General features: G+C 52.1%; 15 protein-coding genes, 4 tRNA genes and 1 other RNA gene. 18 read left to right on the top strand and 2 right to left on the bottom strand.

Translation table 11 applies throughout. The annotated features are described in order from the left end of the window. Nucleotides 1-50 precede the first annotated feature (50 nt). The 18 genes from trxA to A936_RS22620 all read left to right on the top strand — a co-directional run bounded on the left by trxA (nucleotide 51) and on the right by A936_RS22620 (nucleotide 15,443). Complete coding sequence (gene trxA, locus A936_RS05785; protein ID WP_008455560.1) at nucleotides 51-380, top strand: thioredoxin TrxA; 330 nt, start codon at nucleotides 51-53, stop codon at nucleotides 378-380. 361 nt (nucleotides 381-741) lie between these two features. Beyond that, the gene (gene rho, locus A936_RS05780) at nucleotides 742-2,001 is read left to right on the top strand and encodes a transcription termination factor Rho (protein WP_008455558.1); all 1,260 of its coding nucleotides are present in this window, start codon (nucleotides 742-744) and stop codon (nucleotides 1,999-2,001) included. A 252-nt stretch (nucleotides 2,002-2,253) separates the two neighbouring features. Next, nucleotides 2,254-3,342 carry a UDP-N-acetylglucosamine--undecaprenyl-phosphate N-acetylglucosaminephosphotransferase gene (gene wecA, locus A936_RS05775; protein ID WP_008455556.1) on the top strand — a complete coding sequence of 363 codons (1,089 nt, stop codon included), beginning with the start codon at nucleotides 2,254-2,256 and terminating at the stop codon, nucleotides 3,340-3,342. A 22-nt stretch (nucleotides 3,343-3,364) separates the two neighbouring features. Beyond that, complete coding sequence (gene wzzE, locus A936_RS05770; RefSeq protein ID WP_008455554.1) at nucleotides 3,365-4,411, top strand: ECA polysaccharide chain length modulation protein; 1,047 nt, start codon at nucleotides 3,365-3,367, stop codon at nucleotides 4,409-4,411. A 62-nt stretch (nucleotides 4,412-4,473) separates the two neighbouring features. After that, the gene (gene wecB / locus A936_RS05765; protein WP_008455552.1) at nucleotides 4,474-5,604 is read left to right on the top strand and encodes a non-hydrolyzing UDP-N-acetylglucosamine 2-epimerase; all 1,131 of its coding nucleotides are present in this window, start codon (nucleotides 4,474-4,476) and stop codon (nucleotides 5,602-5,604) included. Next, a complete protein-coding gene (wecC, locus tag A936_RS05760) occupies nucleotides 5,601-6,863 on the top strand; it encodes a UDP-N-acetyl-D-mannosamine dehydrogenase (protein WP_008455550.1) in 1,263 nt (420 codons plus the stop codon). The genes wecB and wecC overlap by 4 nt, the downstream gene beginning before the upstream one ends. Nucleotides 6,864-6,869: 6 nt before the next feature. Further along, entirely contained in the window at nucleotides 6,870-7,547 is a 678-nt protein-coding gene (gene rffC, locus A936_RS05755) for a dTDP-4-amino-4,6-dideoxy-D-galactose acyltransferase (protein ID WP_008455548.1), read from the top strand. A 4-nt stretch (nucleotides 7,548-7,551) separates the two neighbouring features. Beyond that, entirely contained in the window at nucleotides 7,552-8,682 is a 1,131-nt protein-coding gene (rffA, locus tag A936_RS05750; RefSeq protein ID WP_008455546.1) for a dTDP-4-amino-4,6-dideoxygalactose transaminase, read from the top strand. A 1-nt stretch (nucleotide 8,683) separates the two neighbouring features. Further along, entirely contained in the window at nucleotides 8,684-9,934 is a 1,251-nt protein-coding gene (gene wzxE, locus A936_RS05745) for a lipid III flippase WzxE (protein WP_008455544.1), read from the top strand. Continuing rightward, nucleotides 9,931-11,010, top strand: coding sequence for a TDP-N-acetylfucosamine:lipid II N-acetylfucosaminyltransferase (locus A936_RS05740; protein ID WP_008455542.1), 1,080 nt, complete (start codon nucleotides 9,931-9,933; stop codon nucleotides 11,008-11,010). The genes wzxE and A936_RS05740 overlap by 4 nt, the downstream gene beginning before the upstream one ends. Further along, nucleotides 11,007-12,362, top strand: coding sequence for an ECA oligosaccharide polymerase (gene wzyE / locus A936_RS05735; protein ID WP_008455540.1), 1,356 nt, complete (start codon nucleotides 11,007-11,009; stop codon nucleotides 12,360-12,362). Before A936_RS05740 ends, wzyE begins: the two co-directional genes overlap by 4 nt. 11 nt (nucleotides 12,363-12,373) lie before the next feature. Then, nucleotides 12,374-13,114 (top strand): lipopolysaccharide N-acetylmannosaminouronosyltransferase, encoded by a 741-nt coding sequence (gene wecG, locus A936_RS05730; protein WP_008455538.1) that lies wholly within the window; start codon nucleotides 12,374-12,376, stop codon nucleotides 13,112-13,114. A 256-nt stretch (nucleotides 13,115-13,370) separates the two neighbouring features. Then, nucleotides 13,371-14,756 carry a bifunctional threonine/serine APC transporter ThrP gene (gene thrP, locus A936_RS05725; protein WP_008455535.1) on the top strand — a complete coding sequence of 462 codons (1,386 nt, stop codon included), beginning with the start codon at nucleotides 13,371-13,373 and terminating at the stop codon, nucleotides 14,754-14,756. Between the two features lie 114 nt (nucleotides 14,757-14,870). Then, nucleotides 14,871-14,947: transfer RNA gene (locus A936_RS05720), tRNA-Arg, on the top strand. A gap of 60 nt (nucleotides 14,948-15,007) precedes the next feature. Then, nucleotides 15,008-15,083, top strand: a tRNA-His gene (locus tag A936_RS05715). Nucleotides 15,084-15,098: 15 nt separating this feature from the next. Then, nucleotides 15,099-15,185: transfer RNA gene (locus A936_RS05710), tRNA-Leu, on the top strand. A 33-nt stretch (nucleotides 15,186-15,218) separates the two neighbouring features. After that, nucleotides 15,219-15,295 (top strand) — tRNA-Pro (locus tag A936_RS05705). Nucleotides 15,296-15,329: 34 nt separating this feature from the next. Next, nucleotides 15,330-15,443: non-coding RNA, RtT sRNA (locus A936_RS22620), on the top strand. Between the two features lie 686 nt (nucleotides 15,444-16,129). Here A936_RS22620 and hemY read toward each other — a convergent pair. Together hemY and hemX are read right to left on the bottom strand one after the other, a co-directional pair. Then, nucleotides 16,130-17,326 carry a protoheme IX biogenesis protein HemY gene (gene hemY / locus A936_RS05700; protein ID WP_008455532.1) on the bottom strand — a complete coding sequence of 399 codons (1,197 nt, stop codon included), beginning with the start codon at nucleotides 17,324-17,326 and terminating at the stop codon, nucleotides 16,130-16,132. Nucleotides 17,327-17,328: 2 nt separating this feature from the next. After that, on the bottom strand, nucleotides 17,329-18,513 hold the full coding sequence (gene hemX, locus A936_RS05695; protein WP_008455529.1) for a uroporphyrinogen-III C-methyltransferase: 1,185 nt from the start codon (nucleotides 18,511-18,513) through the stop codon (nucleotides 17,329-17,331). Between the last annotated feature and the right edge of the window lie 16 nt (nucleotides 18,514-18,529).

The raw sequence follows: 18,529 nt of genomic DNA, 5'->3' as shown, positions 1-18,529 counted from the left end.
GTTGGTTAATGCTACACCAACAAGGTAGACATAATCCTGTGGAGTTGAACATGAGCGATAAAATTATTCACCTGACTGACGGCAGTTTCGACACGGACGTGCTTCAAGCTGAAGGGTTGATTCTGGTTGATTTCTGGGCAGAGTGGTGTGGTCCATGCAAAATGATCGCCCCGATTCTCGACGAGATCGCTGATGAATATCAGGGCAAAATCACCGTAGCTAAGCTGAACATCGACCAGAACCCGGGCACGGCACCGAAGTACGGCATCCGCGGTATCCCAACCCTGTTGCTGTTCAAAAATGGCGAAGTCGCTGCGACCAAAGTGGGTGCGCTGTCTAAAGGCCAGTTAAAAGAGTTCCTCGACGCCAATCTGGCATAATGGAATCTCAGCCGGTGCGTGCCGCACTTGCATTTTTTTGCGAGCTGCTGGACGCCCGGCGTCACACATGCTAAGTTACCTATGACTTCGCTTTAAACTTGCCCTTAAGTTTGAATCTTTGTATTACCTTAATGCTTCCCGTTCGCTGTCAAATCAACTCTCTTTTACAGCAATCACAACGGACGCATAACCGAATTCGGGCTTATCACCCATTCCGTCTCGTCGTTTCAGTTCTGCGTTTTTCCTATGACCAGGCAGCGATCAGACATGTGTGGTAGCCATTAAACAGGCATGGATGACCCTGCCATACCATTCACGAAACTAAGTTCGAGATTTACCCCGAGTTTAAGAACCCACCATTATGAATCTTACCGAATTAAAGAATACGCCGGTTTCTGAGCTGATTACTCTCGGCGAAAATATGGGGCTGGAAAACCAAGCCCGCATGCGCAAGCAGGACATCATTTTCTCCATCCTGAAGCAACACGCTAAGAGTGGCGAAGATATCTTTGGTGACGGTGTGCTGGAGATACTGCAGGATGGATTTGGTTTCCTCCGTTCCGCAGACAGCTCCTACCTCGCCGGTCCTGACGACATCTACGTTTCTCCCAGCCAAATCCGCCGTTTCAACCTCCGCACAGGGGATACCATCTCCGGTAAGATTCGTCCGCCAAAAGAAGGCGAACGCTACTTTGCGCTGCTGAAGGTTAACGAAGTTAACTACGATAAGCCGGAAAACGCCCGTAGCAAGATTCTGTTCGAAAACTTAACGCCTCTGCATGCAAACTCTCGTCTGCGTATGGAGCGTGGTAACGGTTCTACCGAAGACTTAACCGCACGTGTACTGGATCTGGCTTCGCCAATTGGTCGTGGCCAGCGTGGTCTGATCGTGGCACCGCCAAAAGCCGGTAAAACCATGCTGCTGCAGAACATCGCGCAGAGCATTGCCTATAACCACCCAGACTGTGTACTGATGGTGCTGCTGATCGACGAACGTCCAGAAGAAGTCACCGAGATGCAGCGTCTGGTTAAAGGTGAAGTTGTTGCTTCTACCTTTGATGAGCCGGCTTCTCGCCACGTTCAGGTTGCCGAAATGGTTATCGAGAAGGCGAAACGTCTGGTTGAACATAAGAAAGACGTTATCATTTTGCTCGATTCCATCACTCGTCTGGCTCGTGCCTACAACACCGTTGTTCCGGCATCGGGCAAAGTCCTGACTGGTGGTGTGGATGCGAACGCCCTGCATCGTCCAAAACGCTTCTTCGGTGCTGCACGTAATGTGGAAGAGGGCGGTAGCCTGACTATTATCGCCACCGCGCTTATCGATACCGGCTCTAAAATGGATGAAGTCATCTACGAAGAGTTTAAAGGTACCGGTAACATGGAACTGCATCTGTCCCGTAAGATCGCTGAAAAACGCGTCTTCCCGGCCATCGATTACAACCGTTCCGGTACGCGTAAAGAAGAGCTGCTTACCACGCAGGAAGAGCTGCAGAAAATGTGGATTCTCCGCAAAATCATTCATCCAATGGGTGAAATTGATGCCATGGAATTCCTCATCAATAAGCTGGCTATGACCAAAACAAACGATGACTTCTTCGACATGATGAAGCGCTCGTAAGCAACAAAAACTCGGGGAACGCCACGCTTAGTCGTGGCGTTTTTCGTTTCTGCTCTATACGATATGTACGCGGCTAATTCCTATAGCCAGCTTTATGATGGCAGTGGATACTGCGTCATCATCTTTGATTATTTTGTTTGCCTGTATTATTTGCTGCAGCTTCAGGGAGGAATTTGTGACTAATACCTGTCTTGCAGGGAGATTTAAATATGTTGTTGCGTCTGGTCTTCCATTTTTCCGAGAGCCTGCACTGTGAATCTACTCACCGCTGGAACTGACCTGATCCTCATTTTTTTATTCACTACTGCATTCCTTTTTTGTGCGCGCAAAGTTGCCCGCCGCGTTGGCCTGGTTGATAAACCCAATTTCCGTAAACGCCATCAGGGGACGGTCCCGCTGGTGGGCGGTATTTCCGTATTTGCCGGCGTTTGCTTTACTTTTTTGATCGGCAATTATTATATCCCGCATCTTTGGCTATACCTGTTATGTGCCGGCACGCTGGTACTGGTAGGTGCCCTGGACGATCGTTACGACATTAGCGTGAAAATTCGTGCTGCGGTGCAGGCAATTATTGCGATTGTCATGATGGTCATCGGCAATCTTTACCTTGGTAGCCTCGGCTATATTTTAGGCCCCTGGGAATTGGTGCTGGGGCCTTTTGGTTACTTCCTGACGCTGTTTGCGGTTTGGGCGGCAATCAACGCTTTCAACATGGTGGATGGCATTGATGGGTTGTTGGGGGGACTCTCTTCGGTTTCTTTTGCGGCCATGGGCATCATCCTTCTGCTGGATGGGCAGCACAGCCTGGCGATGTGGTGTTTCGCGATGATCGTTGCCATTTTGCCTTATATCATTTTGAACCTTGGCCTGTTGGGGCGGCGCTATAAAGTTTTTATGGGCGATGCCGGCAGTACGCTGCTCGGTTTTACGATTATCTGGATCCTGCTGGAAACCACCCAGGGTAAAACACATCCTATCAGCCCGGTCACCGCGTTATGGATTATTGCGATTCCGCTGATGGACATGATTGCGATTATGTATCGACGGTTGCGCAAAGGTATGAGCCCGTTCTCCGCGGATCGGCAGCATATTCATCATTTGATCATGCGGGCGGGATTTACCTCAAGGCAGGCTTTTGTGCTGATTACCCTGGCCGCAGCGCTGCTTGCTGGTATCGGCGTTGCCGGTGAATATGTGCACTTTGTTCCAGAATGGCTGATGTTGGCATTGTTCTTGCTAGCATTTGTGCTATACGATTTTTGTATTAAACGAGCCTGGAAAGTCGCTCGTTTTATCAGGCGCCATAAACGTCGCACTCGAAGAAACAACGTAAACATTTAGTCTGACTTGAATTGGGGAAGCGATGAAAGAGCATATGCCAGGTAATTACCCGGTGGTAGAGAACGAGCTGGATATCCGCGGCCTGTTCCGTACGCTGTGGCAGGGCAAATTCTGGATTATCGGAATTGCCTTTGTGTTTGCCCTTATTGCGCTGATTTACACCTTTTTAGCGAAACAAGAGTGGAGTGCAACGGCTATCACTGATCGTCCAACGGTCAATATGCTGGGGGGCTACTATTCTCAGCAACAGTTTCTGCGCAACCTCGATGTGAAAGCGAATATGGCGACGGCGGATCAGCCTTCGGTCATGGACGAAGCCTATAAAGAATTCGTTGTGCAGCTTTCTGCGTATGATACCCGCAGAGATTTCTGGCTACAGACGGATTACTACAAGCAGCGTCAGGTCGGTAACAGTAAAGCGGATGCCGCGCTATTGGATGAGATTGTCGACAATATTCAGTACACCCCTGGTGACAGCGCGCGCAATATTAACGACAGCGTCAAACTGGTGGCTGAAACCGCTGCAGATGCCAACAATCTTTTACGGCAATACGTTGCTTTTGCAAGCCAGCGCGCGGCTAGCCACCTGAACGAAGAGTTGACCGGGGCCTGGGCGGCCCGTACCGTTCAGATGAAAGCGCAGGTTAAACGGCAGGAGGCTGTCGCGCACTCTATCTACGATCGCAAAGTAAAAAGCATTGAGCAGGCGTTGAAAATCGCTCAACAGCAAAATATCACCCGCAGCGAAACGAATGTTCCCGCAGAAGAACTTCCGGATTCAGAAATGTTCATGCTGGGCCGCCCTATGTTGCAGGCACGCCTGGAAAGCCTTCAGGCCGTGGGCCCTGATTTTGATATCGATTACGATCAAAACCGGGCGATGCTGAACACGCTGAATGTCGGACCAACCGTCGATACTCGTTTCCAAAACTATCGCTATTTACGCACGCCAGAAGAGCCAGTTAAGCGTGACAGCCCTCGTCGTGCATTCCTGCTGATTATGTGGGGTGCGGTTGGGGCACTGGTTGGTGCTGGAGTAGCTTTAGCTCGCCGTCCAAAGACCGCGTAGGCCCTTTATCTTGTGGAGGAGCGATGGAATGCCTCCACTTTATTCAACATAAGAGAATCACCGTGAAAGTATTAACCGTTTTTGGCACGCGCCCGGAAGCTATTAAAATGGCGCCGTTGGTGGATGCGTTGGCAAAAGACGCGTTTTTTGACGCGAAAGTATGTGTAACGGCACAGCATCGTGAGATGTTGGATCAGGTATTACACCTCTTTTCCATTACACCAGACTATGACTTAAACATTATGAAACCGGGGCAGGGCTTGACGGAAATTACCTGCCGAATTCTGGAAGGGCTGAAGCCTATTTTGGAATCCTTTAAGCCGGACGTTGTTTTGGTTCATGGCGATACAACCACGACCGTTGCTGCAAGCCTTGCTGCCTTCTACCAGCGGATCCCTGTTGGACACGTTGAGGCGGGGTTACGTACCGGCGACCTTTACTCCCCGTGGCCGGAGGAAGCAAACCGTACATTAACTGGACATCTTGCTTCCTGGCATTTTGCACCGACGGAAAACTCGCGTCAGAACCTGCTGAAAGAAAATATCAGCGAACAAAAAATCTTCGTGACTGGCAATAGCGTTATTGATGCCTTGCTCTCAGTGCGAGATCGCGTCCTGACTCAGGAATCTGTACGCCAGGAAATAGAGGCGAAACATCCCTTCCTCGATGCCGGAAAAAAAATGATTCTGGTCACCGGACACCGTCGGGAAAGTTTCGGCGAAGGGTTTGAGCGTATCTGCCACGCGTTGGCAAAAATTGCCGCACAAAACAGCGATGTGCAAATCGTATATCCGGTTCATATGAATCCAAACGTCAGTGAGCCGGTAAGACGAATTTTGGGGCACGTTGATAACGTTGTTTTGATTGAGCCTCAGGAGTATCTGCCGTTTGTTTATCTCATGGATCGCGCCTGGCTTATTTTGACCGATTCCGGTGGTATTCAGGAAGAGGCACCCTCTCTTGGGAAGCCAGTGTTAGTCATGCGTGAAACCACTGAGCGTCCTGAAGCTATTGCCGCCGGCACTGTGCGGCTGGTGGGGACTGATGAAGAGCGAATTGTGGCAGAGGTCACTCGACTGCTCAGCGATGAGCAAGAATACCAGGCGATGAGCCGTGCCCATAACCCTTACGGGGATGGAGAAGCCTGCCGCCGTATTTTGAATGCCTTAAAACAACATCAGGTGAGATCATGAGTTTTGCCACCATCTCTGTTATTGGCCTTGGTTACATAGGCCTGCCTACCGCTGCCGCGTTTGCCTCCAGCAAGCGAAAAGTCATCGGCGTGGACATTAACCAGCGGGCGGTGGACACCATTAATCGAGGTGAAATTCACATCGTTGAGCCTGATTTAGACAAAGTGGTGAAATCTGCCGTTGAGGGCGGATACCTGAGCGCTACCGTGCAGCCCGTCGAGGCCGATGCTTATCTGATTGCTGTGCCAACCCCTTTTAAGGGCGATCATGAACCCGACATGGTTTATGTGAAAGCGGCTGCAGAATCCATTGCGCCCGTACTTAAGAAAGGGGGGCTTGTCGTGCTGGAATCAACCTCTCCCGTTGGCGCGACGGAGCAAATGGCGGAATGGCTGGCTGCCCTGCGTCCGGATTTGAGCTTCCCTCAACAGGTAGGGGAGCTTGCGGATATCAATATCGCCTATTGCCCGGAACGCGTTTTACCGGGGCAGGTGATGGTTGAGCTTATCAAAAACGATCGCGTCGTTGGCGGTATGACGCCGGTATGTTCTGCCCGCGCAAGCGAGTTGTATAATATTTTCCTTAAAGGCGAATGTATTATCACCAACTCTCGCACAGCCGAAATGTGTAAACTGACGGAAAACAGCTTCCGCGATGTTAATATTGCTTTTGCTAACGAACTCTCGCTGATTTGTGCCGATCAGGGGATTAACGTCTGGGAACTTATCCGCCTGGCCAATCGCCATCCTCGCGTGAATGTACTGCAGCCTGGGCCCGGCGTTGGCGGGCACTGTATTGCGGTCGATCCATGGTTTATCGTTTCGCAAAATCCGGAGCAGGCTCGTCTTATCCGCACCGCACGTGAAGTGAACGACGGCAAGCCGTTCTGGGTCATTAATCAGGTTAAAGCTGCGATAGCCGATTGCCTGGCTGAAACAGGCCGCCGCGCCAGCGAATTAACCATCGCCTGCTTCGGTCTTGCTTTCAAACCCAACATCGACGATTTACGTGAAAGTCCGGCAATGGAAATTGCCGAGATACTGGCCGAATGGCACAGCGGTAAAACGCTGGTGGTGGAACCCAATATCCACGAGTTACCAGGGAAGCTTGTCGGCCACTGTGAATTAACTTCGGCAGACGTCGCGCTTGCACAGGCTGATGTGCTGGTGATGCTGGTTGATCATAAAGAATTTAAAGCTGTTCCTGCTGATAAGGTGCATCAGCCGTGGATTGTCGACACCAAAGGTGTTTGGCGATAACTGACTATGAGCCCAATTCACGGCACCCTGAATCCTCTGGACTGGGAAAATCGTTTCTTTGACGTAAACAGCTGCGCGGTTCGCTTCTCTGAGGAAGCCCCCGCGCTGCAGGAAGATCAGTTAAATACCTGGTCGCGCGTCCAGGCAAAAATTCCCTCTCATCGTACCGACTGGCTGGATGGTCTGCAGCAGCTTGGCTTCCAGCTTGTCGAAGGTGAAGTGGATTTGGCCCTTTCTGTTGGCACGCAAAATGCAAATATTCCCGTCGATATCGCCCAGCCGAATGATATCCCTTCGCTTCGCCAGGCGGCTTCTCAGGTATTCACGCAAAGCCGCTTTCGTACGCCCTGGTATAAGGCCGGGGACAGCGGCCGTTTCTATGCGCAATGGATTGAAAACGCCGTCCTTGGCACGTTCGATCACCAGTGCCTGTTGCGGCAGAACGGCGATGAGCCCCAGGGCTTTGTGACGTTACGGCAGTTAAATGATGTCGAGGCCAGAATTGGCCTGCTTGCTGGACGAGGATTGGGCGAGGAACTGATGGCTGCTGCGCAAGACTGGTGTCGTCAGCGTGGTTTGCAAACCCTGCGGGTGGCAACTCAGGTGAGTAATACCGCCGCGCTGCGTCGCTACATTAAAAGCGGTGCCACCATAGAAAGCTCCGCCTTCTGGTTATACAGGTGAAAAAATGATCCCATTTAACGCTCCGCCGGTCGTTGGTACTGAACTTGAATACATGCAGGCTGCTATGGGCAGCGGCAAACTGTGCGGAGACGGGGGATTTACTCGCCGCTGCCAGCAATGGATGGAGCAACGTTTTGGCAGCAAGAAAGTGCTGCTGACGCCGTCTTGTACAGCTTCGCTGGAGATGGCCGCTATCCTGCTGGATATCAAGCCTGGCGATGAAGTGATCATGCCGAGCTACACCTTTGTTTCGACGGCTAATGCCTTTGTGCTTCGAGGGGCCGTCATCGTCTTTGTGGACGTGCGCCCTGATACCATGAACATCGACGAAACAAAAATTGAAGCGGCAATTACTGAAAAAACGCGAGCTATCGTGCCGGTCCATTACGCAGGAGTGGCCTGTGAAATGGATACCATTATGGCCATCGCCAAAAAACATAACCTGTTTGTGGTGGAAGATGCCGCTCAGGGCGTGATGTCGACTTATAAAGGCCGCGCGCTGGGTGCAATTGGCCACATCGGGTGTTTCAGTTTTCATGAGACGAAAAACTACACCGCGGGCGGGGAAGGTGGCGCGACGCTCATTAACGACCCTGCTTTAATCGAGCGGGCAGAAATCATTCGTGAGAAAGGCACCAACCGCAGTCAGTTCTTCCGCGGTCAGGTGGATAAATACACCTGGCGTGATATTGGCTCAAGCTACCTAATGGCCGATCTGCAGGCGGCTTATCTTTGGGCGCAGCTTGAAGCGGCAGAACAGATTAACCAGCAGCGTCTGAAGCTGTGGCAAACCTATCACGACGCTCTTTTGCCGTTAGCAAAAGCCGGGCGTATCGAACTTCCGACTATTCCTCAAAATTGCGTGCAGAATGCCCATATGTTCTACATCAAGCTGCGCGATATTGAAGACCGCAGCGCGCTGATTTCCTACCTGAAAGAAGCGGAGATCCTGGCGGTGTTCCACTACATTCCGCTGCATACTTGCCCGGCCGGTGAGAAATTTGGTCGGTTCCACGGGGAAGATCGCTTCACCACTCGTGAAAGTGAGCGTTTGCTTCGCCTGCCGCTTTTCTATAACTTGCCGCCAGTGAACCAACGCACCGTCATCAATACGCTGCAAAGCTACTTCGCCTGAGATGTCGTTAGCTAAAGCGTCACTGTGGACCGCCGGGTCCACGCTGGTAAAAATTGGTGCCGGTTTGCTGGTGGTCAAAATGCTGGCCGTTGCCTTTGGCCCTTCTGGGGTGGGGTTGGCCGGTAATTTTCGTCAGATGGTGACCGTGCTCGGCGTGCTTGCTGGTGCGGGTATTTTTAACGGTGTCACCAAATACGTTGCTGAACATCATGACAATCCAGAGCAGTTAAAGCGGGTACTTGGCACCTCCTCGGCGATGGTGTTGGGTTTTTCGTCGCTGCTGGCCGTGATTTTCGTTCTGGCCGCGGGACCGATAAGCCTTGGATTGTTTGGTCATGCGGACTACCAGAACCTGGTGCGTCTGGTGGCACTGGTTCAGATGGGCATTGCCTGGGCAAACCTGTCGCTGGCCATTATGAAGGGGTTTCGTGATGCGGCGGGTAACGCACTTGCGTTAATTGCAGGCAGCGTTGTTGGCGTGCTGGCTTATTATGCTTGCTATCGCTTCGGCGGTTACCAGGGGGCGCTGTTAGGTCTCGCGTTGGTCCCCGCTCTGGTCGTCGTTCCTGCGGTGCTTATGCTGGTCAGGCGTGAACATGTTCCGCTGGGCTATTTGAGACCGAGCTGGGATAAGCTGCTGGCCAGCCATCTTGGCAAGTTTACGCTCATGGCGCTGATCACCTCAGTCACGCTCCCCGTGGCCTATGTGATGATGCGAAACCTGCTGGCGGAACATTACAGTTGGGACGAAGTCGGTATCTGGCAAGGGGTAAGCAGTATTTCAGATGCTTATCTGCAGTTCATTACGGCATCTTTTAGCGTTTACCTGTTGCCAACGCTTGCTCGTCTGAAAGAAAAAAGCTCCATCACGCGTGAAATTGTGCGCTCGCTAAAGTTTGTTCTGCCCGCCGTGGCAGCCGCAAGCCTGACAGTCTGGCTGCTGCGTGATTTCGCCATCTGGCTACTGTTTTCGCCAAAATTTATCGCCATGCGTGATTTGTTTGCCTGGCAGCTGGTGGGGGATGTACTGAAGGTAGGCGCCTATGTGTTTGGCTATTTGGTTATCGCGAAGGCGTCACTGCGCTTTTATATTTTGACTGAAATCAGTCAGTTTATGCTGTTAACCGGCTTTTCGCGTTGGTTAATACCTGCTCATGGTGCGCTGGGCGCAGCTCAGGCTTATATGGCGACCTATATTGTTTATTTTGCGCTCTGCTGTGGCGTATTTCTTATTTATCGTAGACGAGCATGACAACACTGATTCACGTATTGGGATCTGATATCCCGCATCATAATCAGACGGTATTACGTTTTTTTAACGACGTTCTGGCCGCCACGACGCCTCATGCACGAGAATTTATCGTGGTTTCAGAGGATCGCTCTTTGTTGTCCGCTTTTCCGGCGCTGTCGATCTCTCTATGCCCTTCAAAGCAGGCTATTGCCGCAGAAATTGTGGCAAAAGCTCGAGCTAACCGACAGCAGCGTTTCTTTTTTCACGGGCAGTTTAACGGCAGTCTTTGGATTGCCTTGCTAACCGGGGGACTAAAGCCGGAGCAGGTGAACTGGCATATCTGGGGAGCCGATCTTTATGAGGTTTCACGCAGCATCAAATTTCGGCTTTTTTACCAGTTACGCCGTTTTGCCCAAGGCCTAGTTGGGCGCGTTTACGCCACGCGTGGGGATTTAAGCTATTTTCACCAGCGGCACCCACAGGTGCCTGGCGAGCTGCTGTATTTCCCAACGCGTATGGATCCTGGCCTCAATACAATGGCTGTTGATCGGCAACGCAGCGGAAAGTTGACGTTACTCGTGGGCAACTCTGGTGACCGCAGCAACCAGCATGTTGATGCACTGAAGGCTATTCATCAGCAATTTGGCGACACGGTGCGCATTGTTGTGCCGATGGGATACCCGACAAATAACGAAGCTTATATTGCAGAAGTAAAGCAGGCTGGCAGCGGTTTATTTAGCCCGGAAAACTTTGACGTGCTGACGGAAAAAATCGAATTCAATGATTACCTCACTCTGCTGCGTCAGTGCGATCTCGGCTATTTTATCTTTGCACGCCAGCAGGGTATCGGCACGCTTTGCTTACTGATTCAGGCCGGGATCCCCTGCGTGCTGAACCGGAAAAATCCTTTCTGGCAAGACATGGTTGAGCAGCATATTCCGGTGCTCTTTACCGAGGATATCCTGGATGAGGCGACGGTGCGGGAAGCTCAGCGCCAGCTACGCTTACTGGATAAACAAAGCATCGCTTTCTTTAACCCTAACTATATCGATGGGTGGCATCGCGCGCTTAGCACCGCGGCTGGAGAGCAAAAATGAGTCTGACGCAATTTGGCGGGTTATTTGTTGTCTGGTTCCTGTCGGTCGGGTTTATCGGATTGTTGACGTATCAAGAGTTTCGCCGCGTGCGCTTTAACTTCAACGTCTTCTTTTCACTGCTTTATCTGTTGACCTTTTTCTTCGGTTTTCCGTTTACCTGTACCCTAGTGTTTCGTTTTGGGGTATCGGTGGTGCCTGCGGACGTGCTGTTGCAGGCTCAGCTCGCAGCGGCCTGTTTCTATGGCATTTACTATGTGACCTATAAAACGCGGCTTAGGGCGAAGGCAGGGCACATGGAGCGGCGTCCGCTATTTACCATGAATCGCGTTGAGACGAACCTGACGTGGCTGATGCTGGTGTTAGTGGCTCTGGTCAGCGTCGGCATCTTCTTTGCCCATAACGGCTTCCTGTTGTTTAAGCTGCATTCTTACAGCCAAATTTTCTCCAGTGAAGTGTCAGGCGTAGCGCTTAAGCGCTTCTTCTATTTCTTTATACCAGCCATGCTGGTGGTGTACTTCCTGCGTCAGGACAGCCGGGCCTGGATCTTCTTCCTGGTCAGTACTGTGGGTTTCGGCCTGTTAACGTACATGATTGTCGGCGGGACGCGTGCCAACATCATCATCGCCTTCGCCATCTTCTTGTTTATCGGCATTATTCGCGGGTGGATCTCTCTCTGGATGCTGGCGGCGGCGGGTGTGCTAGGGATCGTCGGGATGTTCTGGCTGGCGCTTAAGCGCTACGGCCTGAACGTCAGCGGTGACGAAGCGTTTTATACCTTCCTTTATTTGACCCGAGATACGTTCTCTCCGTGGGAGAATCTGGGTCTCTTGCTGCAAAATTACGACAAGATTGAATTCCAGGGGCTCGCACCTATTATTCGGGATTTCTACGTATTTATCCCCAGTTGGGTCTGGCCAGATCGTCCTAGCACGGTGCTGAATACCGCGAACTATTTCACCTGGCAGGTACTGAACAACCATTCGGGACTGGCCATTTCCCCAACGCTGATAGGCTCGCTGGTGGTGATGGGCGGCGTGTGGTTTATCCCACTCGGGGCAGTTGTCGTCGGCTTGATTATCAAATGGTTTGACTGGCTGTATGAGCTGGCGAACAGAGAAAGTAATCGCTATAAAGCGGCAATAATCTATGCGTTCTGCTTCGGGGCGATTTTCAATATGATCGTTCTGGCTCGTGAGGGGCTGGACTCTTTTGTTTCACGCGTGGTGTTCTTCCTGGTCATTTTTGGCGCCTGCCTTGTCGTGGCAAAATTACTTTATTGGCTATTTGAAAGCGCGGGGCTTATTCATCAGCGCTTGCGCCGCGTGTCCGCAGTCGACGCGCAAAATGCATGACAAGGATATTCATGAACAACTCTACTGAAGCCCCTTTTTATACTCTTCGTGGTCTTGACCTGTTGGGATGGCGAGATATGCAGCATGCGCTGGATTATCTCTATGCGGGGGGGCGATTGCGCCAGGGGACGTTAGTGGCGATTAATGCTGAAAAAGTGCTGACGGCAGAAGACGATGAGCAAGCTCGCGGCCTGATTGCGGCAGCGGAATACAAATACGCCGACGGCATCAGCGTCGTTCGCTCCATCCGGAAAAAATACCCTGAAGCTGTGGTTAATCGCGTAGCGGGGGCCGATCTGTGGGAAGCCTTGATGGTACGGGCGGGTCAGGAAGGGACCCCGGTATTTTTGGTGGGTGGCCAGCCCGACGTTCTTGCGCAGACCGAAGCTAAGCTCAGACAGCTTTGGCAGGTCAATATTGTCGGCACTCAGGATGGTTATTTTACGGACGAGCAGCGGCCAGCACTATTTGAGCGCATCCATGAAAGTGGGGCGGCGATTGTCACGGTAGCGATGGGATCTCCGCGCCAGGAAATCTTAATGCAAGAATGCCGGAAAGTGCATTCTCAGGCACTTTATATGGGCGTCGGTGGTACATATGACGTATTTACCGGACGAGTAAAGCGGGCGCCTAAAGTCTGGCAAAACTTAGGTCTGGAATGGCTATACCGCCTGCTTTCACAGCCGACCCGCATTAAACGGCAACTCAGGCTGCTACGCTATCAGCGCTGGCATCTGACCGGCAAGCTTTAAACCTTTCAACGCGCTCATCCGGGCGCGTTTTGCTTTCTCTGCACGATTTTCAACCAGACTTATTCCAGTTTGTTACGCAGTTATTTGTAATTTTGTAAAAAATACGGAACCATTGCGCCCACTCGATGCAGTGCCGTAGTGATGTTGCGCCAGCAAATCTCTTGCCGACGCTGCATGGCCTGTTATTGAGTCTGGCAACAACCAAACACAATAACCGGTAAAAACCGGAGTAAAGCAAACACAATACAGAGGATTTATGGCAGAGAAAAAAGCAGAGCTGCAGCGCGGGCTGGAAGCTCGACACATCGAACTTATCGCCCTGGGAGGGACCATTGGTGTTGGCCTGTTTATGGGCGCTGCCAGTACCCTCAAATGGGCCGGACCGTCGGTACTGCTGGCGTACATTATTGCGGGCCTGTTCGTGTTCTTTATTATGCGTTCAATGGGAGAAATGTTGTTCCTTGAACCCGTAGCCGGGTCGTTTGCCGTCTATGCGCACCGCTATATGAGCCCCTTTTTCGGCTATCTGACGGCCTGGTCTTACTGGTTTATGTGGATGGCGGTTGGCATCTCCGAAATTACAGCGATTGGTGTCTACGTCCAATACTGGTTCCCGGATCTTCCTCAGTGGCTGCCCGCCATTTTTGCCGTAGGGCTTGTGGCGCTGGCAAACCTTGCGGCAGTGCGCCTTTACGGGGAAATCGAGTTCTGGTTTGCAATGATTAAAGTGACAACCATCATCGTGATGATTGTCGTTGGCCTGGGCGTTATCTTTTTCGGTTTTGGAAATCATGGTCAGGCGACTGGCTTTAGCAACCTTACAGAGCACGGCGGCTTCTTTGCTGGCGGCTGGAAAGGATTCCTGACCGCGTTGTGTATTGTTGTGGCTTCCTATCAGGGCGTGGAGTTAATTGGTATTACCGCCGGCGAAGCTAAGAACCCGCAGGTCACCTTACGCAGTGCCGTAGGGAAAGTGCTGTGGCGTATTCTGATTTTCTATGTGGGCGCGATTTTCGTTATCGTCACTATTTTCCCATGGAACCAAATCGGCACTACAGGTAGCCCGTTTGTACTGACCTTCGCGAAAATAGGCATCACCGCGGCGGCAGGGATTATTAACTTTGTTGTTTTGACGGCGGCATTGTCTGGCTGTAACAGCGGTATGTACAGCTGTGGGCGTATGCTGTATGCCCTGGCGAAAAACCGCCAGCTCCCGGCCAAAATGGCGAAAGTTTCCCGTAGCGGCGTGCCTGTCGTTGGGGTAGCTGTTTCTATCGGTATTCTGCTGCTCGGTTCTTGTCTGAATTACATCATTCCAAATCCGCAGCGCGTTTTCGTTTATGTCTACAGCGCCAGCGTATTACCGGGCATGGTGCCGTGGTTTGTGATCCTGATTAGCCAGATTCGCTTCCGTAAGGCGCACCGGGAAGCCATTGCCAGCCACCCGTTCCGATCTATTTTATTCCCGTGGGCTAACTACCTGACCATGGCGTTCCTGGCGTGTGTGCTTGTGGGGATGGGCTTGAATGAAGATACGCGAATGTCGCTGACGGTCGGCGTTGTTTTCCTGGCTGCGGTGACGTTGGTTTATAAGGTGTTTGGCCTGAATAAGCATGCCGTTAGTGAAAAACTGAACGGATAAGCATCAGGATGCACAAAGCATAACCAAACGCGCAGTTTTGCGAGTATTTTATTGAAATAAGCACTAGACAGCTGAGCACGAAGCCCGTATTATCCGACCCCGCAACGGCGCTACGCGCCCGTAGCTCAGCTGGATAGAGCGCTGCCCTCCGGAGGCAGAGGTCTCAGGTTCGAATCCTGTCGGGCGCACCATTTATTATAATGGCGCTAGAGCTGCGGTGGTATCATGTACCGCGTGAAAGTTTTACAGTGGTGGCTATAGCTCAGTTGGTAGAGCCCTGGATTGTGATTCCAGTTGTCGTGGGTTCGAGTCCCATTAGCCACCCCATTAATTTAGATGTATGCGAAGGTGGCGGAATTGGTAGACGCGCTAGCTTCAGGTGTTAGTGTTCTTACGGACGTGAGGGTTCAAGTCCCTCTCTTCGCACCACACCTAAATTAATCAGCAGTATAAGCAGTATTTCGGCGAGTAGCGCAGCTTGGTAGCGCAACTGGTTTGGGACCAGTGGGTCGGAGGTTCGAATCCTCTCTCGCCGACCACTTTAGAAAAGGCCAGCTTTCGAGCTGGCCTTTTTGCATCTGAAGCTTACAGAGGATGAGAACCTTCGAAGGAGGTTTGAGCCGAGCGTAGCGAGACAACGTTGCTTCAGCAACGGCCCTTAGGGGAATAATCCTCTCTCGCCGACCACTTTAGAAAAGGCCAGCTTTCGAGCTGGCCTTTTTGCATTTTAAGCTTACAGAGGATGAGAACCTTCGAAGGAGGTTTGAGCCGAGCGTAGCGAGGCAACGTTGCTTCAGCACGGCCCGCAGGGGATGTCTCCCCTCGCAAATTCCCGCGGTCGCAAATCCACCCTTGTCATTCTGCCGCTGCAATTGTCGCCTGGGTGCGACAATTGGGTGATTTTATGTCTTCAAATGGAGACATTTAATCTCATGTTTTTATTTGGTTTTTTTATTCAAGCCACAGTTTGTCTCCTGGAGGAGACAATTTATTTCTGCCGGTGCAGGCCGGCGGGAAAGCCCGGGGGAGAAAGCTTTGTGGTGCTAATACTATGAAAATACTAATTTTGGTAGTTGAGTCCGTTTCTGCATGCAAACCTGGCATGTATTGTGCAATAATACCTGCGTAGATGCTCATTCCACTTCTTATGTTTGCTTCGGCTTCATAAACCAAGGAATGACGCAGAGCCGATTACGGTGCTTATCGTCCACCGACAGATGTCGCCCCCATGGGGTCTCATCGAACACCCTGGACATAACGTTGAGTGAAGCACCACTTAGTTGTCAAACAGACCTGTTTTAACACCTGCCCTGTGGCAGGTGTTTTTTTTTGCGTGGGAAAAAGAAAAGGGCGGTAGAGCTCCGCCCCGATGATCAGCTGTTAGAGGGAGTTTGCAGCGTGAGCAACAGACCGTCACGACGCATGAGGGCGGCTTCTTCAGGCTTATGTAATTTGTCGAGAGAGTCTGCCAGCCAGGCGTAATCGTAGGCATCCGGGCGCTGTTTAATGGCCTCACGGAATGCATCACATGCCTGCTGCCATTCACCGTGTTTCATCAGCAACTGGCCAAGCGTACTCTGCAGTAAAGGGCGATCGCCTTGCGTTTTGATCTGCTGGCGCAATGCTTTCTCTAACTGCTCTGGGTTACCTGACTTCAGACGCGGCATCAGCAGTACCAGACGATCGTCATACTGACGCTTCAGCCCGTCAAGGATGATCTCCTGGGCGGCGTCGTGATCATCGCACTCAATAAGATGCTCTGCCATGGCGACCTGCAGCGTGGTCTGGTGGCGCGTTTTACGGCTTTGATTACGCCACCAGGCTTTGAGGCCTTCGTTACCCTGTCCGGCCATCGCCTGATCCATAAGGCCGATCCACGCCTGCTGTTGCAGCGCATCGCGGTGGGCTTCATCCCCAATCTGCACTTTTTCCATGGCCGGCAGAATATCCAGCAGGGAACTCCATGCGCCGGTTCGCAGGTAAGCTTGCTCGGCCAGGCGAAGTACTTCAGGATGGCGCGGCGCAATTTCCAGAAGCTTATCAATGCCGTGGCGTGCGGCGTGGTTTTCATTGCGGGCAAGCTGCAGGCGAACGCGAGTGATTTCGACCGGGAGCTGATCGCTATCCGCCAGTTCGGCGGCGCGCTCTAAATGCTGGTTTGCACGAATTTCATCCCCGCGTTGCTGGGCGGCTTCGGCAGCCAGCAAGTAGTTAACCACCGGCTGTTCGGCGTGATCGGCATTCTTACTCATCAGCTTCTCAACCTGCTGATAATCGCCTTCGGCCAGTTTCAACAATGCGGCTTTGGTCTGTTTGCGGGCGCGGCTGCGTTTGCGGCCCAGGAACCACCCACGGGTACGGGCACCGGTACGGAAAATGCGGCGCAATACCCATTCGATGGCGAACAACACCAGCATGGTCAGAATCAGAATAATGACTAATCCGGTCACGCTGGTTTCAATGTTGTAGTTATCGGTCTGGATTAAAACATAGCCCTGATGGCCTGCCAGCATTGGGCCCAGCACGATGCCCGCAATCAGCAGCAGGAAGAGCAATAAGACTTTAATCATATTTATTCCCCCTGACTTACGGCAGGTGCCGGCTGAGCGGGGGCCGCTTCTGGCTGCGCATCATTGGCCGCAGGACTTGCCGGCTGAGCAAGCAAATTGCGAACCCGAGTCTGCATCAGCTTTTCAAGCAGGGCCTGGCTTTGCAGCGTTTGCGGAATATCCATATGAATACTTTGCTGGCTCAGGCCATCAAGCTCGTCAAGGAACGCTTTGGTGGCGGAATCATTGGTGTCGTAGTAGGCGCGAACCCACGTTGAAACGTTATCCAGCGCCTGCTTGTAAGTGTCTTCCTGATGGCGTGGCACCGCCTGCGCGGCGACTAGCAGGCGGGAGCGGATGTTTTCGCGCAGGTAGATATCCTGATTCGGCGCCAGGAGCGGAACCGCGGTTTCATCGCGGCGGCGGATAGTAATAAAGCTATCCATAAAGCTGTGCCAGCTTTTCACCAGATTTTGGCGCCATTCGGTAATCGTACCTGACAGCTCGCTGCTGTCAGAATCCATCGGGGAATCATCGCTGTCGTTGTCGGCCAGACGCAAATTATCCAGGCCGTTAGAGAGCTGATTGAGCTTGAGGATAATTCCGTCGTAGTCGACCTGTGTTACCGTAGACAGCGTAGAGATATCGTCGGTCAGTGCGCGGCGAGCGGTGATCAAACTTGGATCGTTCATATCTGCCAGGCTGGCGTCAGCGCTCTTCAATAGCGCAGCGGCCGTGGTGACATCCTGATCGCTCCACAGCTTGCGGCCGGCCAGTTTCACAAGGAAATCGGCCTGTGCCAGCAGCCAGGTTTTGGAATCGCTACCGGAAATAGTCGCGACTTTTTGCTGCACTTCGTCCAGATGACGTGCCAGCGCTGCCTGCTGTTTGTTGGCGTCGCTAAGTGCGGTCGTCTGCTGTTTTAGCGCCGCTTCAAATTCACTTTTTTGTTCTTCTTGCTGTTTTTGCAGGGCAATCAGCTGATTTGCCAGCGCATCGCTGGTGGCCGTCTGAGTGGATGCCTGATGCTTACCATAGCTATAAAGTCCGCCACCTAATGCCAGGGCAATGGCAATCGCGATGGCCCCCAGCGTAATACCGGCAATGCCGGAACGATTTTTCTTCGTCACGGGCTCGGCGTGTGATGGCGTCTCCGCCGCGGGTGTGGTTTCCTCAACTATGGCGGAGGAAGTATTTTGTTCCGTCATTGTGGCGTCCTGTTAT

It is taken from the genome of Enterobacter sp. Ag1 (genome assembly GCA_000277545.1).
GTDB lineage: Bacteria > Pseudomonadota > Gammaproteobacteria > Enterobacterales > Enterobacteriaceae > Cedecea.
This window is presented reverse-complemented; position numbering and strand designations above follow the sequence as displayed.